The organism is Pseudomonas sp. TE21394, from assembly GCF_054057835.1.
In genome coordinates this window covers 497272-523339 of sequence record NZ_JBSRZR010000001.1, presented here as the reverse complement: position 1 = coordinate 523339, position 26068 = coordinate 497272, and the positions used below count along the sequence as shown (strand labels likewise).

General features: G+C 63.1%; 22 protein-coding genes. 4 read left to right on the top strand and 18 right to left on the bottom strand.

All coding sequences use genetic code 11. The features are described 5' to 3' along the window. The first annotated feature begins 50 nt into the window (after window positions 1-50). Entirely contained in the window at window positions 51-2495 is a 2445-nt protein-coding gene (locus ACVWZT_RS02375; RefSeq protein ID WP_457467987.1) for an autotransporter outer membrane beta-barrel domain-containing protein, read from the top strand. Between the two features lie 41 nt (window positions 2496-2536). Here ACVWZT_RS02375 and ACVWZT_RS02370 read toward each other — a convergent pair whose 3' ends face one another. The 11 genes from ACVWZT_RS02370 to ACVWZT_RS02320 all read right to left on the bottom strand — a co-directional run bounded on the left by ACVWZT_RS02370 (window position 2537) and on the right by ACVWZT_RS02320 (window position 15990). After that, window positions 2537-3694, bottom strand: a complete 1158-nt coding sequence (locus ACVWZT_RS02370; protein ID WP_457467985.1) for a hypothetical protein — start codon at window positions 3692-3694, stop codon at window positions 2537-2539. Window positions 3695-3707: 13 nt separating this feature from the next. Beyond that, window positions 3708-5375 (bottom strand): hypothetical protein, encoded by a 1668-nt coding sequence (locus ACVWZT_RS02365; protein WP_457467983.1) that lies wholly within the window; start codon window positions 5373-5375, stop codon window positions 3708-3710. A gap of 22 nt (window positions 5376-5397) precedes the next feature. After that, the gene (locus ACVWZT_RS02360) at window positions 5398-6363 is read right to left on the bottom strand and encodes an Ig-like domain-containing protein (protein WP_457467981.1); all 966 of its coding nucleotides are present in this window, start codon (window positions 6361-6363) and stop codon (window positions 5398-5400) included. 59 nt (window positions 6364-6422) lie between these two features. Then, window positions 6423-8228: a hypothetical protein gene (locus ACVWZT_RS02355; protein ID WP_457467979.1), complete on the bottom strand. Its 1806-nt coding sequence runs from the start codon at window positions 8226-8228 to the stop codon at window positions 6423-6425. Then, a complete protein-coding gene (locus ACVWZT_RS02350) occupies window positions 8225-10564 on the bottom strand; it encodes a hypothetical protein (RefSeq protein ID WP_457467978.1) in 2340 nt (779 codons plus the stop codon). Before ACVWZT_RS02350 ends, ACVWZT_RS02355 begins: the two co-directional genes overlap by 4 nt. A 107-nt stretch (window positions 10565-10671) precedes the next feature. Then, window positions 10672-11325, bottom strand: coding sequence for an HAD family hydrolase (locus ACVWZT_RS02345; RefSeq protein WP_457467976.1), 654 nt, complete (start codon window positions 11323-11325; stop codon window positions 10672-10674). Window positions 11326-11338: 13 nt separating this feature from the next. Beyond that, a complete protein-coding gene (locus ACVWZT_RS02340; protein ID WP_296233774.1) occupies window positions 11339-12328 on the bottom strand; it encodes an ABC transporter ATP-binding protein in 990 nt (329 codons plus the stop codon). Window position 12329: 1 nt separating this feature from the next. Beyond that, window positions 12330-13124 carry an ABC transporter permease gene (locus tag ACVWZT_RS02335; RefSeq protein ID WP_296233775.1) on the bottom strand — a complete coding sequence of 265 codons (795 nt, stop codon included), beginning with the start codon at window positions 13122-13124 and terminating at the stop codon, window positions 12330-12332. Then, window positions 13114-13965, bottom strand: coding sequence for an ABC transporter permease (locus ACVWZT_RS02330; RefSeq protein ID WP_296233776.1), 852 nt, complete (start codon window positions 13963-13965; stop codon window positions 13114-13116). Before ACVWZT_RS02330 ends, ACVWZT_RS02335 begins: the two co-directional genes overlap by 11 nt. Continuing rightward, window positions 13962-14768 (bottom strand): alkaline phosphatase family protein, encoded by an 807-nt coding sequence (locus tag ACVWZT_RS02325; protein WP_457467974.1) that lies wholly within the window; start codon window positions 14766-14768, stop codon window positions 13962-13964. Before ACVWZT_RS02325 ends, ACVWZT_RS02330 begins: the two co-directional genes overlap by 4 nt. A 157-nt stretch (window positions 14769-14925) precedes the next feature. Further along, complete coding sequence (locus tag ACVWZT_RS02320; protein WP_457467973.1) at window positions 14926-15990, bottom strand: ABC transporter substrate-binding protein; 1065 nt, start codon at window positions 15988-15990, stop codon at window positions 14926-14928. 328 nt (window positions 15991-16318) lie between these two features. Between ACVWZT_RS02320 and ACVWZT_RS02315 the strand changes: the two genes are divergently transcribed. Next, window positions 16319-17032, top strand: coding sequence for a UTRA domain-containing protein (locus ACVWZT_RS02315; RefSeq protein WP_296233779.1), 714 nt, complete (start codon window positions 16319-16321; stop codon window positions 17030-17032). Between the two features lie 28 nt (window positions 17033-17060). Here the strand turns inward: ACVWZT_RS02315 and ACVWZT_RS02310 are convergent, their stop codons facing one another. The 7 genes from ACVWZT_RS02310 to minC form a co-directional block, all read right to left on the bottom strand. Then, window positions 17061-19217, bottom strand: a complete 2157-nt coding sequence (locus ACVWZT_RS02310; RefSeq protein ID WP_457467971.1) for a mechanosensitive ion channel family protein — start codon at window positions 19215-19217, stop codon at window positions 17061-17063. A 44-nt stretch (window positions 19218-19261) separates the two neighbouring features. Further along, entirely contained in the window at window positions 19262-19429 is a 168-nt protein-coding gene (locus tag ACVWZT_RS02305) for a hypothetical protein (protein WP_178076400.1), read from the bottom strand. A gap of 136 nt (window positions 19430-19565) precedes the next feature. Next, the gene (locus ACVWZT_RS02300) at window positions 19566-20855 is read right to left on the bottom strand and encodes a M18 family aminopeptidase (protein ID WP_296233781.1); all 1290 of its coding nucleotides are present in this window, start codon (window positions 20853-20855) and stop codon (window positions 19566-19568) included. A gap of 172 nt (window positions 20856-21027) precedes the next feature. Next, complete coding sequence (locus tag ACVWZT_RS02295; protein WP_296235205.1) at window positions 21028-21663, bottom strand: RluA family pseudouridine synthase; 636 nt, start codon at window positions 21661-21663, stop codon at window positions 21028-21030. Between the two features lie 153 nt (window positions 21664-21816). Further along, window positions 21817-22071 carry a cell division topological specificity factor MinE gene (gene minE / locus ACVWZT_RS02290; protein ID WP_003252572.1) on the bottom strand — a complete coding sequence of 85 codons (255 nt, stop codon included), beginning with the start codon at window positions 22069-22071 and terminating at the stop codon, window positions 21817-21819. A gap of 3 nt (window positions 22072-22074) precedes the next feature. Further along, complete coding sequence (gene minD, locus ACVWZT_RS02285; RefSeq protein WP_019097102.1) at window positions 22075-22887, bottom strand: septum site-determining protein MinD; 813 nt, start codon at window positions 22885-22887, stop codon at window positions 22075-22077. A 99-nt stretch (window positions 22888-22986) separates the two neighbouring features. Further along, window positions 22987-23745 (bottom strand): septum site-determining protein MinC, encoded by a 759-nt coding sequence (gene minC / locus ACVWZT_RS02280; RefSeq protein ID WP_296235204.1) that lies wholly within the window; start codon window positions 23743-23745, stop codon window positions 22987-22989. A gap of 111 nt (window positions 23746-23856) precedes the next feature. Between minC and ACVWZT_RS02275 the strand changes: the two genes are divergently transcribed. Together ACVWZT_RS02275 and ACVWZT_RS02270 are read left to right on the top strand one after the other, a co-directional pair. After that, window positions 23857-24792, top strand: coding sequence for a lipid A biosynthesis lauroyl acyltransferase (locus ACVWZT_RS02275; RefSeq protein WP_296235203.1), 936 nt, complete (start codon window positions 23857-23859; stop codon window positions 24790-24792). A gap of 80 nt (window positions 24793-24872) precedes the next feature. After that, window positions 24873-26021 (top strand): patatin-like phospholipase family protein, encoded by a 1149-nt coding sequence (locus ACVWZT_RS02270; RefSeq protein ID WP_457467968.1) that lies wholly within the window; start codon window positions 24873-24875, stop codon window positions 26019-26021. The last annotated feature ends 47 nt before the right edge of the window (window positions 26022-26068 follow it).

Below are 26068 nucleotides of genomic sequence, written 5' to 3'. Positions count from 1 at the left end.
AGGAAATCTCTACCGTTCGTGGCAATTTCGTACACGACCTGGAGGTTGAGATGAGTATGTCCCATTTGCCTGTCAATTGGCCTGCGGTATTCGCCCTGAGCCTGACAGCGCTAGCCCCGATGGTTCAGGCAGACGTGGTACCACCCGGGGAAACCGTCGATCTGGGGCCGGGTGACCCAGTGGAAAGCTGGACCCTTGGCACTGGCGCTACCTTGAACGTCAACGGTGCAACTACGCAAGCCATCAACGCCACCTCAAGCGTTACCCTCAATGTCAATGCAGGCAGCACCACTGGCAGCATCCAGCTGTCCGGTAGCGGTGCCGATGCCAGGATCACCGGTAGCACCATTGTCGGCGAAAGCGGGGCCGCGAGCGGTTTTGGCATCACCAGTGGCACGGCCGACATCCGCGATTCGCATATCAGCAATGACGGGGTAGGCATGGCCCTGGCCAGATTCTCAGGCCAGAGCGGCGCGGTGGTCAGCATGACGGGAGGCTCTGTAACGGGTGGCACTGGCGGTGTAACGGTTTCGAACGGCAGTGAGCTGACGCTTGATGGGGTGAGCGTGCGCGGGACGTCGAGCGCCAGCTATGGCCTGCGCGCGTTCAACGCCGATGTCACGGCGCGCAACAGCAGCATTTCCGGCGGCCTCAATGGCATCCAGTATCAAGGCAACCCCGGTAGCAGCAACCTGGGCACATTGGTCCTGGACAACACCCAGGTGCAAGGGCAGAGCGGCGCCGCGCTATTGGTCAGTGGCCAGTTCAGCCCAGGTACCCGTACCCGCGTCGAACTGCGCAATGGCTCGACCCTCGAGGGTGGCAATGGCAATGCCCTGGAAGTCGATAACGATGCCAATGCCGATGTGCTGGTCAGCGCCAGCCGGCTGACCGGCAACTTTGCGGTGAGCAATGGCAGTTCTGGCCAGTTTGCCTTCGACAATGCCTCGCTGACCGGGGATATCACGGCTGATGCGAGCAGCACCGGCACCCTTGCGCTTGCCAACAGCTCGCACTTGAAGGGCAATGTCAGCAACCTGTCCAGCGTCACCCTTGATGGCAGCAGCCTGGAAGGTGACATCGGCGTGACCGATGGCCGTGACGCCCGTGTGCAGTTGAGCAACGGCTCGCTGTTCACCGGTCGTCTGCAGGGCGTGCAGGACATGGCCATCGAATCGGGCTCGGAGTGGAAGCTGATCGACAACCAGCAGGTGGAAAACCTTTCATTCGACCAGGGCAAGGTGAGGTTCGGCGATGCGGGGCAGTTCTACACGCTGACGGTCGACAACCTGTCCGGCAACGGTACCTTCGTGATGGACGTGGACTGGGCGAGCAACCAGCATGATGTGCTTGATGTTACCGGCACAGCCACGGGCAGCCATGTGCTGGCGGTTGCCGGCTCGGGGCTTGACCCGCGCGACCCCCAAGCCTTGACCCTGGTGCAGGCGGCTGCCGGCGATGCCTCCTTCAACCTGGCGGGCGACCAACCGGTGGACGTCGGTACCTATTCTTACAAACTGGGCTCCCGCAGCGACGGCACTGGCGGCACCGAATGGTTCCTGGACCCGGAGTCTAAGTCCGTCAGCCCCGGCACGCGCTCGGTGCTGGCCTTGTTCAACACTGCGCCCACGGTGTGGTATGGCGAGCTGACCTCGCTGCGCAGCCGCATGGGTGAAATGCGTTTCAACGGTGCCAAACCCGGGGCCTGGACGCGCGCATACAGCAACAAATACAGCGTCTCGGGGATGTCGGGCGTTGGTTACGATCAGGTGCAGAGCGGCTTCTCGCTGGGCGCCGACGCGCCGCTGCCGTGGGGGGACGGCCAATGGCTGGTGGGGGTGCTGGCCGGCCACAGCCGCTCCGACCTGGACCTGACCCGCGGTAGTTCGGGTACGGTGGACAGCTATTACGCGGGCCTCTACACCACCTGGCTCGATCAGGCCAGTGGTTACTACTTCGATGCCGTGCTCAAGGCCAACCGTTTCCATAACAAGGCCAAGGTCAGCATGAGCGACGCCACTCGCGCCAAGGGCGACTATGACGCCACCGGCCTGGGTGGCTCGGTGGAGTTCGGCCGGCACATCACCCTGGCCGACAACTGGTTCGTCGAGCCTTATGGCCAGTTGTCGGCAGTGGTGATCGAAGGCAAGGACTATGACCTGAACAACGGCATGCGCGCCGAAGGCGACCAGACCCGCTCGCTGCTGGGCAAGGTTGGCAGCGTGGTCGGCCGTAACCTGCAGCTGGCCAACGGTACCCAGGTACAGCCCTACGTCAAGGTAGCGGTGGCCCACGAGTTCGCCAAAGCCAACCGGGTGCAGGTCAACGACAACCTGTTCAACAATGACCTGTCGGGGTCGCGCGGCGAATTCGGCGCGGGCGTGGCCGTGGCCTTCAGCCAGGCGTTTTCGGTGCATGCCGAGATCGACGGCATGAAGGGGCAGGATATCGAGCAGCCGTATGGGGTGAATGTGGGGCTGCGTTACAGCTTCTGATTGATCGAAGCCCACCCGGCAACCTGTGCCGGGTGGCTTTTTCATGGCCGTGTGGCCGGCGCGCTGCTCGTCGTTGCATCACCGACGATGCGGACGCGCGTAGGCCAGGACGGCAAGATTGGGTCGTTATTGACGGGATGCAGGGTATACGACACGATCACGTCCTTGTTCGCACCCTCGCGCACGATCCGGTTGGGGATGGACACCTCGTACTTGTAGGGCAGGTTGTCGATTTTCTGCTCCGTCTCATGGGCGGGCACGCCATCCTGCTGGGTTGCCCAGCTGACGATAACGGTATCGCCGAACTTGAAGTCTGGTGAGCGGGCTTCGAACTCCACGGTCGCGTCCTTGTCGCCAAGCATTCCCAGGTCGACCTCGCCATCCCTGGCTTCCTTCACCACCGGAGCAGTGAGCCTGGTGATACTGCTGTCCACTCGTACATACGTCTGCAGCGAACGTTTTTCAGAAACGTTGCCCACTTCGTCAGTGACGTCGTATTCGAGCAGCAATTTCACTGAGTCACCCACTGCCAGAATGGTCTCCTTGTCCGCCGTGAGGGTGATGGGGGCGTGCCCGGCAGCCTGCTCCTCGGTCACTTCATGGGGGGCGAGCGCTTTCCCGCCCCAGAACAGCCGTATGATGTCCCAGGCCGAGCGGTAGTCATACCAACCGATGTCGAGGGGCACACCGCGCTCTGTCCACCTGGCGTCCACGCCGCCATCGATGACCTCTTGAGGCGGAAGGGGGGCCGGTAGCTGCGAATGCCCGGGCAAAGCTGGGTTCTGATCGTGCCCCCCCGGCAGTTCACGCTTGATGCGCAGGCGCAGTGGAGGCGAGTCTTCGAAATCTTCGGCGGGGCTGCCGACGCGGGTCAGCCGGTAAAACACCTTTTCCACCCAGCCAGTCTGCATCAGGGCGGTATCGAGGTACAGGAATACTCGCTCATCCACCTCTTCGAGTAGTACCTTGTGATCAGCCAGCCTATTACCGTCCCACAGGACTTCCAGCCGGTCGTCGAGCTTCATGCCTAGGTAGGGGTCGATCGCCACCAGCAATCCCTGTTCGAATTGCGTCAACAGTTTGCAATTGATACCGCCATCCGCATCACGCACTGGCGTGACCATGCCGGCGATCAACAGGGGCGCCAGGGCCTTGCGGGCAAGCGGTGGAAAGTAGCTGTTCAGTTCATCTCTGTTCATGGTTTTTCCTCAATCATGGCAGCCGATTGCCTCGGAGCAGGAGCCATGGGTGGCGGCCGGGGCACCGATGGCAAGTTGCTCGGCCGGGTCGTAGCTGAAAGGGCTGCGGGTGTCGTTCAGGCTCATCCGCAGCAGTGGCAGGAAAGTGATCGGTACGGGTGGAGTAATCGTGCTGGATGAACTGCGCCTGGGGCAGGGCGCTGCTGCCAGTGACATAGAACACCGACTCCAGCGGGATCTGCGTGGGGATATCGTCAGGCCAGGCGGCCATCATGATTTCGTTCCAGTCGGTCCTGTTCGGAAACTGGGCGCGCACCTCGATGCTCAACTGGAATTGTTTGGCGGTATTAGCAAAAGCGCAGCCCTGCCCTGGGGCGCTGGAATACCTGGCCATCCAGGCAGCAACACTGTTGACGCCGAGTTTTTCGCATTCGCCCCGGTGTGTGCAGGGATCGGGTGTGCCTGAGGTGCCGGCATCGTATGGATAAGCGCAGCGCAAGGTCGGGCGATACGCCATCGGGGCCGCCAGCTCACGGAAGGTGAACGCATAGGGGCGTGAATAGACCACCGTGCGAATGTTGACGTCGGCGCGTGCATAGCTGAACGACACCCCGTTGTTGGTGTGTGAGGGCGGGCTCGGGTTCCACGCCCGAAACCTGGTGGTTGCCAGGTTGGAGCGAAACAGCACGCCATTGCAATTGAAGGCGGCGCTGCCATCGTGGCAGGCAGCGGCGGTGTCGGCGAAGCGCTGGTTGAGCTTTTGCGCCAGCTGGTAGCCGATGTACAGCTGATCCTGCAGGTTGAAGCCGAACACCTGGTCGGCGGGCTGGCTGGGGTCGATGCGCAGCACCGGTAGCCATTGGCCGGTGGCGTTGAACCAGTCCCGCTGGTCCTGCTGCGCGGCACGCAGCCCACCCTGGCTGCGGCTGTCGTAGACCAGTGCCTGGATCGCCAGACGCGCCGGGGCTTGCGCATCCCAGTTGCGTACCAGCAGCTCGACGGCGTTTTCGCCGGGCTTGCCGAGCAGGGCGTGGGCCTGCAGCGTGGCGCGGAACTGGGCCATGTCGTCGGCGTTGAACGCGCATTGGGCGGCAGGCTGCTCGCCCTGCTGGCGGAAGTGCGCCAGCCAGCCGTCCGCGTCGTTCACGCCCAACACCGCACAGGAGCCATGGTCGGCCCTGGTAGCAGGGGCATTGCTGGGCGGTGCGCAGCCGTAGTCGGGGCGTGCCGGGTTGTCAGCGGTGGGCAGCGGGTGGCTGCACAGCGCTTCGTAGGGTTTGCCCTGGCTGACCGCGCCGAACAGGTCGTCGACCACGGCACCGTGGTTGCTCGGCAGCAAATCGCTGCCCAGGTCGGCGCGCAGGAACAGCAGGCGTTCGCTGCCACGTGCCGTTGCCGCCGGGTCGTGTTCCCAGAAACGCCCGGTCGCCCCGTCGGCGCGCATGCGCAACAGCACGCCGGCGCATTGCCAGGCCGGCTTGTCGATGGCGCAGCGGGTGGCGCTGGCGCGGTAGCGGTTGTTCAACAGCTGCGCGGTTTCCGGGCCGCTGACCGCGCAGACGCCGGCCTGGCGGCACAGGCTGGTCGCCTGGCTGGGTGCGGGGCCGCTGTGGGAGGCGCATCCGGTCAGCAGGAGCAGGCCGGCAAAGCACAGCAGGCGTTGCGTCAGAGACGGTTTCATGGGCGCTTTTTCTCGTACGAGGTCAGGTGGCCAACCCCAGGGCTTGCAATTGGGTTTCGATGTCGTGGCTACTGGCATTGGCGTTGATATCGTCGCCATTGAGGTCGTATGCCCACGCGGTTTGCGCACCCAGTACATCTGCCGTCCAGAAGGGATAATCGAGCCAGCCGGCATATTCGGCGACCGGCCCGGTATCGGGGTAGTAGCCTTGCCACAGCCGTTTGAGGTCGGCTAACGGCACAGGCACCAGCCCCGCCGCCGCACAGGCTGCCTGCATGCCCTGCCAGTCGGTCGATGCGCTGAGGAAGTGCACCACGCGCATGCCCGTGATGGTCAGAGTGTAGGTTTGCGCTTGCTGGTTGTTGTCCGTGGCGGTGATCTGGCAGGTGCCGTTGGCCAGTGCGGTGACTTCGCCGTAGCGGTCGACCTGGGCGATGTCCGGGTCACTGCTGGTGTATTGATACGGCGCGCTACCCCAGTCGGCCTCTCGGCGCAGGCGGGCCCGTTCCGGTACCTGCACGGGTGGCAGGCCGGAGATGGACACGTAGTTGCTGCCGGTGAGGTCGATTTGCGCCGCCCGGTCGAAGCCGCCGAGGATTGTCAGGATGGTTTTTGCGGTATCTGTGCCACCCGCCGCGAAGGTCACCGTGTAGCTGATCTCCAGTTCGCCGCCTTGGGCGGCCTCGAACAACGTTTTCGGAACCTGGTAGAACACCACATCCTTGTTGCCCCAATTGCTGCTAATGACTCGATAATCGCTGTAATCGGCCACCGTCAGGTCCACCCGGTCGAGATACTGGGGAAGTTGAGGGTCTTCCCACGCGGTAATGCGTACTGTTGCACCGCTGGCAGGCACGTCCTTCGGGTCGAGGATGTTGTCGTCGGCCTCATCCACGCGGGGTGGGTGCAAGGCTTTGTGGCTGGAAGCGGGACGTGCCTCTGCACCGGCAAGCCTGCGCAGCAGGCGCCTGAACCATGCAATCAACATGGCCTTTCTCCTGGATGTGTGGTTGACCGGGCCTGATCGGCCCGGTTGGCTGGCTTAGGTCAGCGGGCCTTCAAGGCGCGGGAGGCTGGCACTTTGGCGGGCAATGCGTGGTACGAAACCAGGCCCTGCAGGCGCTCGTCGGCGCTGCTGCTGTCGCCGCCGCCGGCCCCGTGGCCCCAGGTGACGACTTTTTTATCGGCGGTCAAGGCGGCGAAACCGTGGCTGTTGGCGTAGATGGCCCGCACATTCCTGAGCTTTGCGCTGACCGTCGCGTCGATCTGCCCACCCACTGTGGTGTCACCCCAGGCCACCACTTCCCCCGTGCGGCGCAACGCGGCGAAGGCCTTGGAAGACCCTGCGACCTGCACGATGTCGGTCAGGGCGCTGATGGCATCGGGCACCACGCCGCCTGTCCCTGCCGTTCCGCCCCAGGCGACCACCCGGTTGACCTGCCCATTGCCGCGAATGGCAGCAAATGACTGCCAGGTACTGACCACCGTCAGGATATCGTTGAAGCCGCCGATGATTGGGTCGACTGTGCCACCATAGGCCTCGGCGCCCCAGGCCTTGACGAAGTAGCCGCGTGCTGCGGAGCCGTGGCGCAAGGCGAAGGCCTGGGCGTTGGCGCAACTGAGTTCGACCACGTCGGTCAGCGAGGCAATGGCATCTGGCACTGTGCCCCCGGCCGTCGCCACACCCCAGCCGACCACGCGGTTGGCGCCATGCAAGGCCGCGAAAGCCTGGTTGTTGCCGATGACCTCGGTGATGTCCTGGAAACTGTCGATTGGCGGTGGCACCGTGCCGGTCGCGGCAGGAAGGCCCCAGGCCACTACGGCACCGGTCCTGCGCATGGCGGCGAAGGCAGTGCCGGTGGAGATGAGCGTCGAGAGGTCGTTTGCCGTCGGCGGGGTCGTGGCCTTCCCCCAGGTGATCACCTGGCCCTGGTCATTGATTGCCGCGAATGTCGTACTGGCGCCAACCACCTGCACGTAGGCGCGCCCAGGCACCGGTGTCGTGCCGCCCTGGGTAGGGGCGCCCCATGCCACTACTTGCCCACTGTGGGTGCGGGCAGCAAAGGCCGAGCCGGTGCAGCTCAGCTCGGCGATATCGGTCATGGTACCAATGGCCCCCAGCGACCCGCCGCCGTAGGCTGGGTTGCCCCAGACCACCACATCACCAGTGTCACGGTGAGCGGCGAAGGCGGCATAGCCGGTGACCGTGGTGTCGACACCGTTGCCGATCAGGTTCGGCGTGTTGATCACCACCAGGTCACTGCCGGATTGCACCCGCAATGGCCGAGTGGGGTCGGTGTCGCGCCAGGCGAAAGCAGGTTCGCTCCACGTGGTATCGCCCAGGTATTGCCATTGCGCGCGCAGTGGCTGGTTGGTGTTGTTGTCGAAGGCCATGAGCAAGCGCGACGCACCTGACGCACGGTACGACCCTCTTGACCAGCGTGCGCCCATGACTTTCAGGGTGCCGGGTTGCAGGCCGCTTTTCACGCTGTAGATGCTGCTCGCAGAGGGGCCTTCGGGGTCGCCGCCGTTGCGTTCGATGCTGTACTCCAGCGTGGCACTGAAGCCATCGTAAGCCACTACCAGTTCATAGGATGCGGTGATGTCCAGCGCACCATCCTGCTTGGCGGTTTCACGCAGTACAGTCGGATCGGCGCCCGGTTTGCCCTTCCACGTGAGCACAACCGTTTCGCCGATCTTGACCAGGGCCTCGGCGCCGATTCGCACGGTGGCGCCATTCGGGACCCATGCAGGGTCGAGCACACCCTGCTGCGCCTCGACAATTACCGGGGCCACCAGTTCAGGCTTGGTATTCGAGCCCACGGAGAAACTCAGTTTTTTTGACGGTATCATTGGCGTTTCCCAAACGGTGTGACAAAGTATTGGACATTCACGGCACGGCCATCCGAAGCTTCGGCGGTGGCTTTCTTGAAGGTACGTTCGATCTTTGGCTTCAGAAGGTCATTGCCGCTGACATCCCAGTCGATGGTTTCGACCGGTTCAGCCTCTCCGTCAATTGTCCATACGACTTTCAGGCCGTCGCCAACTGTGGCACCTGACCACTTGGTAATCAGTGTGAGCACACCGCTTTCAGTTACCTTCGCAAGGTCGAGGATACCGTCCTCGATCAGTTCGATCTCAGGTTCGGGCAGCTCACCTTCTGCGGGTTCGCCGATGGTAAAGTCGAAATAATCCGACCTGGGCCTCTCGCCGCTGCTTGCGCGAATCACGTAATAGGAAACAAAAAGCTTCTGGCCTTCGTATTTCGAAAAGTCGAAATCCGACTTCTGGATATAGAACTTGATGGGGTCTTTTTCGTTGAGGTATGAAACCTTGGTCCAGTCTGTGTACAGCGCATCAGCCTGTGGATCCAGCCTCCATTCGATATGTATCTCGTCCAGACGTATCTTGCCTATATAGTTGGGCACGACCATGGTCGCTTGCAGCAAGGCGGGGTCGAGTGTGCCATCCTTTACTTCTTCGACGCTGGGTTTTTCCAGTTCTCCGCGAGGCTCGCCGACCCTGAACAGTGGCGTATGCGCAGACTCGCGGTATGCTGTTGCTCGCTGGCCCACATCGTGCAGCAGATAGTAGAGCTCCAGCGTACCGCCATCGATCTCCTTGAGATGATGGCCGTCGACGTAAATCGGCCGCAGTCGCTTGTTTTCTTCTTCGCTGCCGCTGATGGGATGAACATCCAGCGCTGGCAGATAGACGCTGGTATCCGGGCGCGTGCCCAGCCATTTGAGCTCGATTACCATGCCATTGCGCATGCTCTCATCCCACTCGATCTGTACGGTTGCCGTTGGCAGATCAGGGTCGATCACATTTCCTTCGGCTTCGTTCACTGAAGGGGCCGCCAGTACCGGCAGTTCGCCTACGATCGCTACGTGCAAACCTTTGGATGGAATGTTCGGTGAATTGTCCTTTTTGATGACTTCGAAGCTGAAAATAGCCTGTGAAGTGGCCAGGCTGCGCACGTGTTCGAAATTGAGCGGAATATTCAGGAAATAGCCCAGGCGTTCGACTTCAGCGAGGGGGTATTTCTCGTCTACCACTTCGCCTTCTGTGGTAGTGCCACGCAAACGCATTTCGATCTTGTCACCGACTGCGAAGTTGGGCCCGGAAGCGGGAACATAGACCCCAGCCGTGATGGTGGTATGTTTGCTAAGGTCGATGGACTGGCGCCCGGTTTGTTCGTCGTAATCCGTTTCCTCGATGGTGGGCGAGTCGAGACGCAAGTTCGCCACATCAACCAGGATTCGTGTTTCCGGTGACCAGTCCTCGGAGCGGTTCTGCACCGGGTCGTACACTTCGAAGGCTACTGCCAGGCTGGTGGAATCGTCGGCCTTCTCGATGGTGGTTCGGTCCACGTTGATGACGATTGGCACGGTACCCGCCGCTTGTGCGGCAGTTACCGTATGCAGGACGATGACCCAACCCCAGGCCACACGGATTTCATCATTCTCGACGGCGTTCGGATACGGCGGCTTGCCAGGCGTATAAATGGTGATATCCACACCTTTATCGAGGTCGCCCGGGCCCACACCGTTCTCGATGATTGCCTGCGGCAGCTCGAACTTGAGTTCCGAATGCCCGGGAATATCGCCGTTCTGATCCCGGCCACCGGGGCGGTTCAGCTTGACGTAAATAGTTTGCGAAGGTGAGTCTTCGGGATTACCGTTAAACGGGTTGATACGGTACTTGATGTCGTGTTTGCCATCGCTGAGCCGCTCTGGTTTGACGAACATTGTGAGTTGTTCACCGACTTCGATACGATGCACTGGCTTGGACGATACCGGCAGCTCGTCGATCAAGATGTCGACTGTGTCGAACTCGGCCATTCCGTCCCAGGGTTCGATGAAGATCTGCAGGCCGTTGTGGGGGAAGTTATCCATGGCGGCTGCGATATTGATGCCCCACGCGCCATCGGGAAGCGGGCCGGTGTGGCCAGGGATGATGATGGGGGCCAAGGCGAAATTGGTCTGGATGGTACCGTGGGGCACGATGGCGCGCTTGATCCGCAAACTCAGCGTGGTGCGGCTGAAATGTTCGTCCACCAGGCACGTCCCGACCCGCGTTTCATCGACATAGATGTCGATCTGGTCGCCTGGGTTGATGCCCGTTCGGGGCCAGACATAAGTCACGCCATCGGACAGGCCGACAGGTTCGGATAACGGTTTGTTCACTGCGAACGTCCTTCTCGGGGGGCAAGTGGACGTATTGCATAACGGCGGCGGCAGGCCGACAACTGGCAGAAATGCTAGGTGTCGGGCCGCACTTTAGCGCTTGGGCATCATTGCCAGTGGTGTATCGGCCAGCCATTGATCGCAGCGTGTTCGCGTAAAATGGCGTCAGGGTTGACCACGTTCGGCTGATCGACTTTCAATAATAACGGTAGGTCATTGCGTGAGTCGGAATAGAAACTTGCCCCTTCAAGATTCTCCTGCTCTTGATCCAGCCACTCCAGCAGCCGGGTGATCTTGCCCTCGCGGTAGGTCAGCACCCCATGGGTCTGGCCGGTATACACCCCGTTCACCGCCTCCAGCTCGATCGCCAGGTACTCATCCACCCCCAGCCGCGCCGCAATCGGCCCGACCAGGTGCGTGCCTGAAGCCGAAATGATCAGGATGCGGTCCCCGCGCTTGCGGTGCTCGGCAATGCAGCGGCAGGCGTCGCCGTAAATGATCGGCTCGATCACTTCCTCGACCCACGGCTCGACCAGGTGCCGGACCTCTTCCAGGGTGCGCCCGGCAATCGGTTCCAGGCTGAAGGCCATGTACTCCTCCATTCTCAGGTGGCCTTTGCCGTAGGCCTCCATCAGCTCATGGTCACGGCGCAGGAAGGCCTTGCCGTCGACCCAGCCCAGCCGGGCCATCTGCTCGCTCCACAGCGACGCGCAATCGCCGTTGATCAGGGTTTCGTCCAGATCGAATATTGCCAGTGCCATTGGGTAACTCTCCTTAGGCCACTTCCCGTAGCGCCGTGGGGTCGATCGACAGGCTTACCCGCTGCCCGTCCGCGTGCAGGTCGGCTGCCGAGCGATTGAGTACGTCGACCACCAGATCTACCTCGCGCACGCGTACCCGGTAGCGGATCACGTTGCCCAGCAGGCTGTGGCTGCGTACTTCCGCGTCCAGTGCGCCGTCGCGGCCGAGGGTAATCGATTCCGGGCGGATCGCCAGGCGGCTGGCCACCGGGCGCTGCAGCAGGCGGCTGGCGCTGTCGGCGTCGAGCAGGTTGTAGTTGCCGATGAAGCCGGCGGCAAACAGGTCCACCGGCGCGGTGTAGAGGGTTTCGGCGTCGCCACTCTGGACGATACGCCCCTGGTTCATCAGGAAGATGCGGTCGGACATGGTCAGCGCTTCTTCCTGGTCGTGGGTGACAAAGATGGTGGTCAGGCCCAGTTCACGCTGGATGGCCCGGATCTGCTCACGCAAATGCTTGCGGATGCGCGCATCCAGCGCCGACAGCGGCTCGTCGAGCAGCAGCAGGCGTGGGCGGGTCACCAGTGAGCGGGCCAGGGCCACGCGCTGACACTGGCCGCCGGACAACTGGTGCGGGTAGCGCCCGGCGAAGTTGCCCAGCTCCACCAGTGCCAGCGCCTCGCGCACCCTGGCCTGGCTTTCATCGGCCTTGACCTTCTGCATGCGCAGGCCGAAGGCAACGTTCTGCTCCACGGTCATGTTGGGGAACAGCGCGTAGCTCTGGAATACCATGCCGATACCGCGCTTCTGCGGGTTCAGCGGCACGATGTCGTCGCCGTCGAGCAGGATCTGCCCGCTGTCCACCGGGGTCAGCCCCGCGATGCAGCGCAGCAACGTGGACTTGCCGCAACCGGACGGGCCGAGCAGGGTGACGAACTCGCCGCGCTCGATGTAGCAGTCGATGTTCTCGAACACCGGGCTGCCGGCGTAGCTCTTGTGCAGTTTCTGTACGCTGACGAAGCTCATGTCAGGTTTTGTCCTTGTTCAGGCGGTTGGCGACCCAGGTCAGCACCAGCACGAAGGCGAAGTACGAGATCACCAGCGCGCTGTTGAAGTGGCCACTGCTGTTGCGCATGTTGTTCAGGTACACCTGCAGGGTCTCGTAGCGGGTACCGACCAGCAGGTTGGCGAACACGAACTCACCGAACAGGAACGAGAACGACAGCAACAGGGCTACCATCAGGCCCTTGCGCAGGTTCGGCAGCACCACCAGCAGCGCCGCCTGCCAGGTGCTGGCACCGAGCAGTTGGGCGGCGTCCATCAGGTCGCGCAGGTTGATCGCCTGCAGGTTGTTGGTAATGGCCCGGTACATGAACGGCAGGGCGATGGTGAAATAGCAGCCGATCAGGATCCACGGTGTACCGACCATCGCCATGGGGCCGCTGCCGTACAGTTGCAGCAGCCCCACCGAGGACACTACCGGTGGCACCGCGAACGGTAACAGGATGAGGATGTTCATCAGCGCGTCGAGCCTGGGGAAGTGGTAGTGGACCACGAACAGCAGCGGCAGAATCAGCACCACCGACAGCAGCAGCGCGCCCACGCACACCAGCAGTGATTGGGCAAAGGCGGCCAGGAAGCGTGGCTCGCTCCACAGCGCGATGTACCACTTGAAGGTCAACCCGCTGGGCAGCAGGCTGGCAGACCAGCTGGTGGCCAGCGAATAGAGCAGGGTGCCGGCCAGTGGCAACAGCAGGATCAGAAACAGCAGGTAGACTACGGCGCGGTGGTACCAGCCGCCAGAACGCGTGTCAGCGCGCATGGTAGCTCCTTTTCAGTAGCCATTGATGCACCACCGTGACCAGCGTCATCAGCCCCACCAGGACCATGGCCAGAGCGCTGGCCAGGTTGGGGTCGAGGCTGATGTCACCGGCCACCAGGCCAGCGATGCGGATCGGTAGCACGTTGAAGTTGCCAGTGGTCAACGCGTATACGGTGGCATACGCACCGAGGGCATTGGCCAGCAGGATGACGAAGGTGCCTAGAAGCGCCGGGGTCAGCACCGGCAGGCCGATGTGGCGCCAGAATTGCCAGTGGCTGGCTCCCAGCAGCGCGGCCGACTCGCGCCAGTCTTCACGCAGGGCGTCGAACGCCGGGTACAGCAGCAGCACGCCAAGCGGGATCTGGAAGTAGGTGTACACCAGGATCAGTCCGCTTTTGGAATAGATGCTGAAGTCCTCCAGCAGGCCGGCCTGTTTCAGCAGCAGGGTCAGCGCACCGTTGAAGCCGAGCAGGATGATGAAGGCGAAGGCCAGCGGCACCCCGGCGAAGTTGCTGGTCATGTTGGCGAAGGCGCTGACGAAGTCGCGCAGCTTCGAGTCCACCTGGCGCAGCGAGTAGGCGCCGAGGGTGGCAATCACGATGCCGAACAGGCTCGACCAGAAGCTGATCTCCAGGCTGCGTTGCAAGGCCTGCAGGTAGAACTTCGAAGCGAATACCTTGCTGAAGTTGGCCACGCCCCAGCCTGCTTCCGATTGCAGGCTGTTGATCGCCACCCAGGCCAGCGGGGCAATCTGGAAGATGACGAAGAACACGGCGAACGGTAGCAGACAGAGCAGGGCCAGATAGCGGCCATGGTTGCTGCTGCTCTTGGCTTTGGTCACTTCAGCAGCTCCCGGCACACGCTCTTGTCATGCGGCGCGCCAAGCAGCTCGCAGATGGTCCCGCACAGCTCGGTCTGCAGCGGCTTGGCCGCCGGGTCCAGGCTGAAGGCATCGCCGAAGACGAACAGCGGCACTTCGCGTTCTTCGGCAAGCAGGCCGTTGTGCGAGCGGTCGTTGTTCATGCCGTGGTCGGCGGTGACCAGCACCTGGTAGCCCTCTTCGAGCCAGCCTGGCAGGTAGTCGGCCAGGAGGATGTCGGCACTGCGTGCGGCGTTGCGGTACTGGCTGCTGTCCAGGCCGTGATGGTGGCCGACGTCGTCGATGTTCATCGGATGTACCAGCAGGAAGTTGGGGGTATGACGGCGGCGCAGGTATTCGCCATCGGCCAGCAGGTGCGAATCGGGGTAACGGTCGTCCCAGTAGAACAGCCCGTGCTGGATCGGCAGCTTGGGTGCGTGGGTATGGCGGTCGCGCTGCGCGTCGAAGGGCGAGCGGTTGTACAGCTCGCTTATCCAGTGGTAGGCCGCCGCGGCAGTGCTGAGGTTGGCTTCGCGGGCGTAGTGGAACACGCTGCGCTGGTTGGACAGGCGGCTGACCTTGTTGTGCACGATGCCGCTGTCGATTGGCGGCACACCAGTGAGAATGCACTCGTACAGCGGCCGAGACAGTGATGGCAGCTCGCATTCCACGCGGTATAGCGCGGCGCGGTCAGCTTCGACATAGGCATGCAGGTGGCCCATGGCATGGTGGGCCACCTGATAGTTGAGGCCGTCGAGCAGGACCAGGATGACGTTGTGGCTCATTCGATACTCCGCAAAGGAACCGGGGAGGGCTTCGCCCTCCTTTCGCGGCACGAGGCCGCTCCTACAGGGACAGCGAAACCCTCCAGGGCGACGCAGGCCCAGTGGGAGCGGCCTTGCGTCGCGATGGGCTGCGCAGCAGCCCCAGGATGGTCCCGCCTTACTCCATCTCGATGATCACTTGCTCCTGCCACATCTGCGGCAGCTTTTTCGAGGTCGCTTCCCAGGCCTCGGCGTTCTTGATCGGCTGCGCCGGCTTGTACTGCTCGTTGGGCAGCAGCTTGGCCTGGACATCGTCCGGCAGCTTCAGGTGCTCGGCACGGATCGGCCGCGCATGCCCTTTGGCCAGGTTGATCTGCCCGGCATCACTGAAGATGTATTCACGCGTCAGCTTGGCTGCATTCGGGTGCTTGGCGTACTTGTTGATGATGGTGGTATAGCCAGAGATCACCGAGCCGTCCGATGGGATCAGCACTTCGAAACGCTTGGGGTCGATCTGTTCGCGGTAGCTCAGGCCGTTGAAGTCCCACACCACGCCGACCTCGACCTCGCCTTTCTCCAGCGTCTGGATGGTCGGGTTGGCCAGCGACAGGCGCTTCTGCTGGGCCAGTTTGGTGAACAGTTGCAGGCCCGGCGCCACGTTGCTCTCGTCGCCCTTGTAGGCGATGGCCGCAGCCAGCACGCCGTTGGCAGCCTGGGCAGCGGTCCCGACATCGCCGATGGCTACCTTGTACTTGCCTTTTTCCAGGTCATGCCAGGTTTTCGGGCGCTCGTCTTCCTTCACCAGATCCTTGTTGATGATGAAGGCGATGGTGCCGGTATAGGCCAGCGCCCAGTGTCCGTCCTGGTCCTTGGCCCACACCGGCACCTGGTCCCAGGTGCTGGGCTTGTAGGGCTGGCTCACACCCTTGGCCACGGCGATCGGACCGAACGCGGCACCCACGTCGCCGATGTCGGCGCTGGCGTTATCCTTCTCGGCTTCGAACTTGGCAATTTCCTGGGCCGAGCTCATGTCGGTGTCGCTGTGCTTGAGGCCATACTTGCTGGCCAGGTCTTCCCAGGTGCCTTTCCAGTTGGCCCAGGCATCGGGCATACCGACGCTGTTGATATTGCCTTCCTTGCGGGCCGCGTCTTCCAGGGCCTTGAGGTCGGTACCGGCGGCCATGGCAGTGGTACACAGGGCGATGGCCGAACCAAGCAGTGACGCCATGAAGAACTTTTTCATCCGAAGCTCCTTTGGGTGAGTGCCTTTGCGAATTCTTGTGATGAGTAAAGCCGTTGCCCGAGACCCCTGGTCTAGGTCAGCAAACCTTGAGCCAAGGTAGGCCGCTTGCGTGACAATTTGATGTAGGGCTATGCCGGCGCAGGTGTAAGCGGGTTCCTGGCACTACAGCGTAGACCATGCTCGATCCTTGGTTTTGCGGGGCTGGCCCGATTCTGGCACTGCGTCTGTTGCAGCTTTGTCACAGGATGTTCATCAGCCCTGCCTAGGCTTGCACTATTCTCCAGGTGCCCTGTTATGGGGCTGGACTAGTCCACATAGGTAACCTTTGATGCAGTCGATGCCACCGCGTGCGGTAACAGCCATCTGCCATGCGCTGCAGGAGCAGATCGAGCACGGCCTGTTGGCGCCGGGCGGCAAGCTGCCGGCTGAGCGCAGGCTCAGCGAGGTGTTCGACACCACGCGCATCACTCTGCGTGAGGCGCTGGTGCAGCTGGAGGCCCAGGGCCTGATCTACCGCGAAGAACGCCGCGGCTGGTTCGTTGCACCCGAGCGGCTGACTTACGATCTGATCCAGCGCAGCCACTTCCACGCCATGGTGCGTGACCAAGGGCGGGTGGCCAGTACCGAATTGCTCTCCGCGCGGCTGCAGCCGGCCTCGGCCGCCATTTGCGCGCGCCTGCAGTTGCCGGCGCTGTCCAGCGTGGTGCGCATCTGCCGGTTGCGGCGGATCGACGGGCGGGCGGTGCTGTATGCCGAGCATTACCTCAATCCGCGGTATTTCCCGGCGATTCTCGAACAGGACCTGGCCCAGTCGCTGACTGAGATCTATGGGCGGGTGTATGGCATCCAGTATGGGCAGGTGTGCTTCGAGATCTGGCCGACGGCGTTGCCGGTCGAGGCGGCCAGTGTGCTGAAGGTATCAGCGGGCAGCCCCGGGTTGCATATCACTCGGGTCAACAGCGACCAGCATGGACACCTGATCGACTGTGACCTGGAATATTGGCGGCATGATGCCATCCGTATCTGTGCCCAGGCCGGGTAAGCAGGGTACCGGGGCTGCGAAGCGGGGCCTAGTTCGATGCGCTGCTACCTTCTGCCATCCCCCCGCCGCCGGCCGTCACCACCTGCACCGACAGGCGTGGTGTCGCCAGGTCCAGCCCGGCCTCATCCAGCTGCCGCTTCAGGGCCAGGTTGAAGGCCCGCGACACTTCCCACTGCTTGATCGGCGCGGTCTTGAACCGCGCCCGCAGGATCGCCGAGCCTGACTCGAAGCTTTCCACGCCCTGCAGCTCCAGTGGCGACCAGATATTGCGGCGCATCAGCGGGTCGTTGCGCAGTTTCTGCCCCACCTCGCGAACCAGGCTGATCGCCTGGTCGATGTTCATGCTGTGCGGGATCGCCACGCGGAAGATCGCGTAGCCGAACTCGCGCGAGTAGTTCTTGATGCTCTTGATCTCGCTGAACGGGATGGTATGCACGATGCCGTCGATGTCGCGCAGACGTACGGTGCGGATGGTCAGCCCTTCGACCGTGCCCAAGTGGCCGCCGACATCCACGTAGTCATCGATGGCCAGCGAGTCTTCGATGATGATGAACAGCCCGGTGATCAGGTCGGCCACCAGCGATTGCGCGCCGAAACCGATGGCCAGGCCGATCACCCCGGCACCGGCCAGCAGCGGGGTGACGTTCATGCCCATGTTGGCCAGGGCGACGATGACCGCGATGATGAAGATGACCACGAACATCACGTTGCGGATCAACGGCATCATGGTTTGCGCACGGGCGTTGGCCAGGCCCCGACGCGAGCGCACCAGGGCGTGGTGCACGGCGGTGTCGGCGAGGATCCACACCAGCCAGGCGACGATCAGTGTGCCGGCCAGGCCCAGCAGGCGCAGGCTTATGTCGTGGCCCTCGCCCTCGGCGAAGCTGATCATCGACAAGCCCCACACGCGCAAGCCCAGTTCGATGAACACCAGCCAGATGAACAGGTGCACCAGCAGGTAGGCGAAATTGCGCAGGCGTTCGGCGTATACCGCCTGGCGCTTGGTGGCCCGCTTGGGGTTGGCGGCATGGCGGCGCACCAGGCCGTTGAGCACCATGCACACCACCACCAGCACGGTGCACATCAGCGACTGGCGCAGGGCGGTGCTGGTATCGCCGGCGGAAACGAAAGTGGCGAACAGCGAGATGGCTACCAGGATCAGCGCCGGCACGAACCAGAAACTGCCGAGGATCTCGATGGTGTCGCTGAGGGTGCGCCGGGTCAGGCGCCGTGACAGCGGCTGGTTGCGGATCAGATGGGCGATGGGCCGGCGAAAACGCAGGATGAACAGCCCGGTGCACAGCGCTGCAATCACGTTGGCCAGGGTCGCCAAGGCATGGGCCAGGTGGGTGCCGAGGGCGACCGTCAGGCGTGGGTCGCTCATGGCCTCGCCAAACGCGGCGAAACTGCCGATCAGCCACAACGGGCGGAATGCCTGGTGGCGCAGGATGTACAGGGCGCGGTGGCGGTGCGGGCCGTCGAGCAGCGAAAAGGCGATCACGCAGATCGCCGAGAAGCAGGTGCCCACCACCAGCGCATAGGCCAGCACCATGGCCAGCGACTTGCCCAGCGACGGTGGCAGCACGACGCTGAGGTAAACGGTGAACACCAGCGCCACCAGCCATGGGCCCAGCTTACGCAGGGCGAAACGCACCAGGTCCCAGGTGCGCGGGTGTTGCGGCAACTCCTCGCTCAGGCCGAAGCGCAGGCGTACCCGGTGGCCGACCCAGTTGAAGGCGAAGGCCAGCACGCTCCATACGGCGATGACCGCAGCAAAGCCGAACAGGATCGCCGGCCACTGGTGCACCGGCACGACCAGCTCGGTCAGTTCGGCCTGGGCCTGTTCGATTTCCGCCGCCCAACGGTGGAACGGGCTGGCGTCGCCGCTGAACTGCTTTTCAAAATCATGCAGGGCGCCACCGATCAGGCCGAGCACGCCTTGTTCGACGTTGGGTTGCGATTGTTGAGTGGCATCGCGCAGCTTTTTCAGGTCGGCCAGCAGCTTGGCCCGCTGCTGGTCGTTTTCCAGGTTCTTGATCACCTCGTCCAGCGACTTGCCCAGCGGTTCAGTGGCTTCCGCTTGCGCGGGCGCGCTACCGCCAAGCAGGCCAGGCAGGCCGGCGGCTTGTACCGGAGGGAGGATTAGCAACAGCAGCAGGAACAGGCAACGCAGGAAGGCGGGCACGGGTAAAACTACCTCAGGTCAAACGATGGACCGAGTGTAGAGCTTTACGACGGCAGTTGCTCCAGGATCTTCCAGCAGGTGAGGCCGAAGATGCCCAGGGTGCCGACCCACATCATCACCACGCCAATGTTGCGTTCGCGCAGGCTGAAGCCGACTGTCAGCAGCAACAAGAACAGGAACACCGGCACGAACAGGGACAGGAACGGGGACATGGACAGCAATCCTTTTGCAGTGGGGCCATGTGACAAGCATAGCGGGTAGCGGGCGAAGCGGGATTGACCTTGAGCAGGTGCAAGCCGGGCCGGCCTCTTCGCGGCTTTGCCCGCGTAGAGGCCGGCCCGGCTTGCATCAAGGCAACTCGCGGCAACGATAGAAGGCGGTCAGCACCTTCACCAGGTGCGCCAGGTCATGGCTGCCGCACAGCTCGCGAATCGAATGCATGGCAAAGGTCGGCAGGCCGATGTCCACCGTACGCACGCCCAGGTGACTGGCGGCAATCGGGCCAATGGTCGAACCGCAGCCCATGTCGCTGCGCACCACGAAGCTCTGCACCGGCACTTCTTCGGCCATGCACAGGTGACGGAAGAAGCCGGCGGTTTCGCTGTTGGTGGCGTAGCGCTGGTTGTTGTTCACCTTGATCACCGGCCCGGCATTGAGCTTGGGCCCGTGATTGCCGTCGTGCTTGTCGGCGTAGTTGGGGTGTACGCCGTGGGCGTTGTCGGCCGACACCATCAGCGAGCGCTGGATGGTGCGCACGTAGGCATCGCCATCCGGCAGCAGGCGCTGCAGGGTCTGCTCCAGCATCGGGCCGTCTGCGCCGCAGGCCGAGCAACTGCCGACTTCTTCATGGTCGGTGCACACCAGCACGCAGGTTTCATCGCTGTCTGCGGTGAGCAGGGCCTGCAGACCGGCATAGCACGACAACAGGTTGTCCAGTCGGGCGCCGGCAATGAAGTCGCCGTTCAAGCCGACCAGCGCGGCGTCCTGGGTATCGTAGAAGCTCAGCTCGTAATCCAGCACCACATCGGCGATCAGCTCGTGCTCGCGGGCCAGCTGCTCGGTGAGCAGGGCGCGGAAGTCGATGCGCTCGTCACCCGCGACCTGGGCAAGGATCGGTGGCAGCTCGTTCTGCGGGTTGATCGCCCAGCCTTCGTTGGCAGTGCGGTTGAGGTGAATGGCGAGGTTGGGAATGACCGCGATCGGCAGCTTGAAGTCGATCAGCTGGCTTTCCACCTTGCCGTCACGACGGTAGGTGACCCGGCCGGCCAGCGACAGGTCGCGGTCGAACCACGGCGCCAGCAGCGCCCCGCCATACACTTCGACGCCCAGCTGCAGGAAGCCCTGGCGCTGCAGCTCGGGCTGCGGCTTGACCCGCAGGCACGGGCTGTCGGTGTGCGCGCCGACCATGCGGATGCCATTCAGCAGCGGCGCTTGCTTGCCCAGCTTGATGGCGATGATCGACGAATCGTTACGGGTGACGTAGTAGCGACCGCCAGGCACGGTGGCCCAGCTGTCACGCTCGTCCAGGCGCTGGTAGCCGGCAGCTTCCAGGCGCTGAGCCAGGCTGGCGGTGGCATGGAAGGGCGTAGGGGAGGCCTTGAGGAAGTCGATGAGGCCAGAATTCAGTGCGTCGCGCATAGCTCACTCCAGACAGCAGTGGCGCGAGTTTAGCGTATTAGGTCGACGAATTGTGCTTGCCTCTTCGCGGCTAAAGCCGCTCCCACAGGGACTGCACCACTCTCGAAAGCGGTGCAGTCCACCCTGTGGGAGCGGCTTTAGCCGCGAAGAGGCCAGTTCAGACCGTACAAATTCAGAAGGGCGCCGGGCACTCGAACTTCATCCGCTCGCCGGAAACCGGGTGGGTAAAGCTCAGCATCGACGCATGCAGGCACAGCCGCTCATGGGCTGCCAGCGCCTCGGGGTTGGCATACAGGCGGTCGCCCAGCAGCGGATGGCCGATCGACAGCATGTGCACACGCAGTTGGTGCGAGCGCCCGGTGATCGGCGTCAGCTCTACCCGGCAATGGTCGCCACAGCGCTCGATGATGCGCCAGAACGTCAACGCGTGCTTGCCCAGTTCGTGGTCCACCACATGCCGTGGTTTGGTCGGCGGGTCGTAGCGCAGCGGCAGGTCGACGCTGCCGCTGTCCAGTACCGGCTGGCCCCAGCAAAGCGCGGTGTAGGCCTTTTCGGTTTCACGGTCGTGGAACTGGCGCGACAGCTCGCGGTGGCTGTCAGCATCGCGGGCCAGCAGGATGATGCCGGAAGTTTCCCAGTCCAGGCGGTGCACGATCAGCGCATCGGGATAGCCGTTTTCCTGCAGGCGGGTGATCAGGCAGTCCTTGTTGTCGTCGGCACGGCCCGGTACCGACAGCAGCAGGGTCGGTTTGTTGATCACCAGGATGGCGGCGTCTTCGTGCAGGATCTGGATGTTGGACAGCGGCATTGCTTGGTCTCGGTCAAATCGGGGAAAACCAGAGGGGCCGCCTTGCGGCCCATTCGCGGCACAAGGCCGCTCCTACAGGGGCAATGCATAACGCCTGCAGGAGCGGCCTTGTGCCGCGAACGGGCTGCAAAACAGCCCCAGCTTTCAGCCAGATCAGCGATCGGGCAAGGTAATGTTCAGCTCCAGAATCGAGCAGCTGCCCTGGTTTTCCAGTTCGATATGCACGTCATCGTTGCCGATGTTCACATACTTGCGGATCACCTCCAGCAGTTCTTTCTGCAGCGCTGGCAGGTAGTCCGGCTCACTGCGTTGGCCGCGCTCGTGCGCCACGATGATCTGTAGACGCTCTTTCGCTACCGACGCGCTGGTCTGTTTCTGTCTGCCACGAAAGAAGTCAAAAAGGTTCATGGTTTACTTGCCTCCAAACAGGCGCGCGAAGAATCCTTGCTTCGGCACTTCGATGAACCGCAGTGGCTTCTCTTTGCCCAGCAGACGGTCGACGGTATCGCTATAGGCCTGGCCGGCATCGCTCTGGTCGTCGAGAATGACCGGGATACCCTGGTTGGAAGCCTTCAGCACGGCCTGGGATTCCGGGATCACGCCCTTGAGCTTGATCGCCAGGATCTCTTCGACGTCGGCGATGCTCAGCATCTCGCCTTTTTCCACGCGCTCCGGGTGGTAGCGGGTGATCAGCAGGTGTTCCTTGATCGGCTCTTCGCCATTCTCGGAGCGGCGCGACTTGCTCGACAGGATGCCCAGCATGCGGTCGGAGTCGCGTACCGAGGACACCTCGGGGTTGGTCACCACGATGGCTTCGTCGGCGAAGTACATGGCCAGGTGCGCGCCTTTCTCGATACCGGCCGGCGAGTCGCAGATGACGAACTCGAAGTCTTTCTTCAGTTCCATCAGGACCTTTTCCACGCCTTCCTGGGTCAGCGCGTCCTTGTCACGGGTCTGGCTGGCGGCCAGCACGTACAGGTTTTCCAGGCGCTTGTCCTTGATCAGGGCCTGTTGCAGGTTGGCTTCGCCATTGACCACGTTGACGAAGTCGTACACCACGCGGCGTTCGCAGCCCATGATCAGGTCGAGGTTACGCAGGCCCACGTCGAAGTCGACGATGACTGTCTTGTGGCCACGCAGTGCGAGGCCGGTGCCGATGGCGGCGCTGGTGGTGGTCTTGCCCACACCCCCCTTGCCGGAAGTAACGACGAGAATCTTGGCCAAGGTGTTTCACCCCTAAATAAGGCGGGACAGTTGTCCCTGCAAAATGCAAAAAATGGCAACAGATGAAAAAGTTGCTCTAAAAATGACGGCAAGTATCCGTTAAAGACGGGTGATGTTCAACACGTCACCGGACAGGCTGACTTGCACGCCCGAACCCCAAAGCGGGTCGCGGCGCAGGTCTTCGCAAACCTTGTACTGGCCGGCGATGGAGACCATTTCGGCGGTCATCTGCTGACAGAAGATTCGCGCCTTGGTATTGCCCTTGATGCCGGCCAGGGCGCGGCCGCGCATGGCGCCGTACACATGGATGTTGCCATCGGCCAGAAGTTCCGCCCCCGGGCTGACCGAAGCGGTCACCACCAGGTCGCCACCCTGGGCGTAGATCTGCTGGCCGCCACGCACCGGCGCGGTGATGATGCGGGTCGGGCGCACCTCGGGCTCGAGGATCGGCGGCGGCACCGGGGCCGGCTCGGGCTTCTTCACCTCGGGCTCGGGCTCCAGCGGCCGTTCGCGGGCACCCGACGGCGGCAGCACCGGCAGGTCGATGGCTATGGCAGCGGCAATGTCCTCGATACGGTTGGCGCGGATGGCCAAGGTGCGCAGGCCGTGGTGACGGCAGATCCGCATCAAGCCGGGCAGGTCGATGGCGCCCACGTCGGCCGGCAGCTTGTCCAGCGCCAGCACCAGCGGTGTGTTGCTGAAGAAGTTCGGTGCCTGTGCGACTTTGGCCGCCAGCTGGCGGTCAAGGGCCTCGAGGTCATTGCGCGCCAGTTCCAGCACGGTGATGGCAAGCATGCTGCCCTTGAGCTGGAACGCGGAGGCGGAGTCGGGTGTGTGGTTTGGGCTCATGGTCTGCATAGACGGCTTGTTGCGAAAAAAGTGCCCTGACTTATAACGATAAGACCGGTTGCCCGCAACATGCGCTGATCCGTTGTAGAATGCGCGGCCTTTGTCTTTCCGGAAGCTTCAATGGAACGTCCGCGTTTTCGTCCCTATTTCCTTCATCCACGTTTCTGGGGCCTGTGGCTGGGCCTGGGCCTGCTGTGGCTGGTGGTCCAGCTGCCGTACCGGGTCCTGTTGAAGGTCGGTGCCGCGCTGGGGGCGGTGATGTACCGCTTTGCCGGTGAACGGCGGCGCATTGCCGCGCGCAACCTGGAACTGTGCTTCCCGGAGCTGTCGGTCGACGAGCGGCAGCGTCTGCTCAAGGCCAACTTCGCCTCCACCGGCATCGCCTTCTTCGAAATGGCCATGAGCTGGTGGTGGCCGAAGGCGCGGCTGGCGCGCCTCGCCCATGTCGAGGGGCTGGAGCACCTGCAGGCCGCGCAGCAGGCGGGGCAGGGCGCCATTCTCATGGCGGTGCACTTCACCACCCTGGAAATCGGTGCCGCGCTGCTGGGCCAGCAGCACACCATCGACGGCATGTACCGCGAGCATGGCAACCCGTTGTTCGATTACATCCAGCGCAGCGGCCGCGAGCGGCATAACCTCGATTCGCTGGCCGTAGAGCGCGAAGATGTGCGCGGCATGCTCAAGTTGCTGCGTTCGGGCCGGGCGATATGGTACGCACCGGACCAGGACTACGGCGCCAAGCAGAGTATCTTCGTGCCGTTGTTCGGCATTCCGGCTGCAACAGTGACGGCCACTACCAAATTCGCCCGGCTGGGCAAGGCGCAGGTAATCCCGTTCACCCAGAAGCGCCTGGAGGATGGCAGCGGCTATCGTCTGGTGATACACCCGCCGTTGGCGGACTTCCCCGGTGCCAGCGAAGAAGCCGACTGCCTGCGTATCAACCAGTGGGTCGAGTGCGTGTTGCGCGAATGCCCCGAGCAGTACCTGTGGGCGCATCGGCGCTTCAAGTCGCGACCCGAAGGGGCGCCGCGGCTCTATGACAAGAAGAAGCGCTGATTTTGCGCCAGGCCCACTCTCTTCGCCGGCCCCCCCGCGAAGAGGCCGGGCCTGAAAACAGCTGATTCAGGAAGGACCCTATGGCCCCACCACCGGTAACCGGTCTCATCCTTTCTGGCGGCGGCGCCCGTGCCGCCTATCAGGTCGGTGTGCTGGCCGGCATCGCCGAGCTGTTGCCCACGGAGGCGTCCAACCCGTTCCCGGTTATCGTCGGCACCTCGGCCGGGGCCATCAACGCCGTGACCCTGGCCAGTGGCGCCACGCACTTCCAGGACACCGTGCAGAAGCTTACGGCGTTCTGGCAGAACTTTCGCAGCCACCTGGTCATCCGCAGCGACTGGCCGGGCGTGGTCCGTCAGGCCAGTCGCTTCGTTGGCCACAACCTGCTGGGCCTGGGCGGCCCAGCGCCGGTGGCGTTGCTCGACAGCAGCCCATTGCGCAGCCTGCTGCAGGCGCATCTGAACCTGGACGGGATCGCCCATTCCCTGGCTTCCGAACAATTGCGGGCCGTCGCGGTGACGGCGTTCGGCTATGAGTCCGGCCAGGCAGTCACCTTCTACCAGGGCCGCGGTACCATCGAGGCCTGGTTGCGCCACCGCCGTATCGGCATGCCCACGGCGTTGACCATCGACCACCTGCTGGCCAGCGCCGCCATCCCGCTGCTGTTCGCCCCGGTGCAGCTTGGTGATGAGTATTACGGTGACGGCGCGGTACGCCAGTCGGCGCCGATCAGCCCGGCCCTGCATCTGGGCGCCAGCCGCGTCCTGGTGGTCGGGGTCAGTGGCAACCCGCAGCGGCCAGCGCCGCCGTTGCCGACCCAGCGTGTGTTCAGTGGGCAGCAGCCGAGCCTGGCGCAGATCGGCGGGCACATGCTCAACAGCACATTCATTGACAGCCTGGAAGACGACATCGAACTGCTGCAGCGCCTCAACCACCTGAGCCGCCTGTTGCCGGCGCACCTCGATGCCCGGCGCCTGGGGCTGGCGCCCATCGACGTGCTGGTGGTCGCTCCCAGCCAGCCGCTGGACGAGATCGCCGCACGCCACCGGCGCGAGTTGCCGGCGGCGTTGCGCCTGTTCCTGCGCGGGCCGGGGGCTACGCGGACGAGTGGCGCAGGGGTGTTGAGCTACCTGCTGTTCGAGGCCAGCTATTGCACTGAGCTGATCGAACTGGGGCGCAGGGATGCCTTGGCCAAGAAGCGGGAGCTTTGCCAGTTTCTGGGGATTTGATGTTGCCTGTGCCGGCCTCTTCGCGGTAAACCCGCTCCCCTAGCGAC

What these genes read in the sequence shown, in the direction of transcription:
- ACVWZT_RS02320 (WP_457467973.1), bottom strand. Translation starts at nt 15,990, where the DNA reads ATGAAAAAGTTCTTCATGGCGTCACTGCTTGGTTCGGCCATCGCCCTG.
- ACVWZT_RS02360 (WP_457467981.1), bottom strand. Translation starts at nt 6,363, where the DNA reads ATGTTGATTGCATGGTTCAGGCGCCTGCTGCGCAGGCTTGCCGGTGCA.
- ACVWZT_RS02340 (WP_296233774.1), bottom strand. Translation starts at nt 12,328, where the DNA reads ATGAGCTTCGTCAGCGTACAGAAACTGCACAAGAGCTACGCCGGCAGC.
- ACVWZT_RS02355 (WP_457467979.1), bottom strand. Translation starts at nt 8,228, where the DNA reads ATGATACCGTCAAAAAAACTGAGTTTCTCCGTGGGCTCGAATACCAAG.
- ACVWZT_RS02295 (WP_296235205.1), bottom strand. Translation starts at nt 21,663, where the DNA reads ATGCCGCTGTCCAACATCCAGATCCTGCACGAAGACGCCGCCATCCTG.
- minC (WP_296235204.1), bottom strand. Translation starts at nt 23,745, where the DNA reads ATGCAGACCATGAGCCCAAACCACACACCCGACTCCGCCTCCGCGTTC.
- ACVWZT_RS02335 (WP_296233775.1), bottom strand. Translation starts at nt 13,124, where the DNA reads ATGCGCGCTGACACGCGTTCTGGCGGCTGGTACCACCGCGCCGTAGTC.
- ACVWZT_RS02365 (WP_457467983.1), bottom strand. Translation starts at nt 5,375, where the DNA reads ATGAAACCGTCTCTGACGCAACGCCTGCTGTGCTTTGCCGGCCTGCTC.
- minE (WP_003252572.1), bottom strand. Translation starts at nt 22,071, where the DNA reads ATGAACCTTTTTGACTTCTTTCGTGGCAGACAGAAACAGACCAGCGCG.
- ACVWZT_RS02370 (WP_457467985.1), bottom strand. Translation starts at nt 3,694, where the DNA reads ATGAACAGAGATGAACTGAACAGCTACTTTCCACCGCTTGCCCGCAAG.
- ACVWZT_RS02375 (WP_457467987.1), top strand. Translation starts at nt 51, where the DNA reads ATGAGTATGTCCCATTTGCCTGTCAATTGGCCTGCGGTATTCGCCCTG.
- ACVWZT_RS02300 (WP_296233781.1), bottom strand. Translation starts at nt 20,855, where the DNA reads ATGCGCGACGCACTGAATTCTGGCCTCATCGACTTCCTCAAGGCCTCC.
- ACVWZT_RS02275 (WP_296235203.1), top strand. Translation starts at nt 23,857, where the DNA reads ATGGAACGTCCGCGTTTTCGTCCCTATTTCCTTCATCCACGTTTCTGG.
- ACVWZT_RS02270 (WP_457467968.1), top strand. Translation starts at nt 24,873, where the DNA reads ATGGCCCCACCACCGGTAACCGGTCTCATCCTTTCTGGCGGCGGCGCC.
- ACVWZT_RS02345 (WP_457467976.1), bottom strand. Translation starts at nt 11,325, where the DNA reads ATGGCACTGGCAATATTCGATCTGGACGAAACCCTGATCAACGGCGAT.
- ACVWZT_RS02305 (WP_178076400.1), bottom strand. Translation starts at nt 19,429, where the DNA reads ATGTCCCCGTTCCTGTCCCTGTTCGTGCCGGTGTTCCTGTTCTTGTTG.
- ACVWZT_RS02315 (WP_296233779.1), top strand. Translation starts at nt 16,319, where the DNA reads ATGCAGTCGATGCCACCGCGTGCGGTAACAGCCATCTGCCATGCGCTG.
- ACVWZT_RS02325 (WP_457467974.1), bottom strand. Translation starts at nt 14,768, where the DNA reads ATGAGCCACAACGTCATCCTGGTCCTGCTCGACGGCCTCAACTATCAG.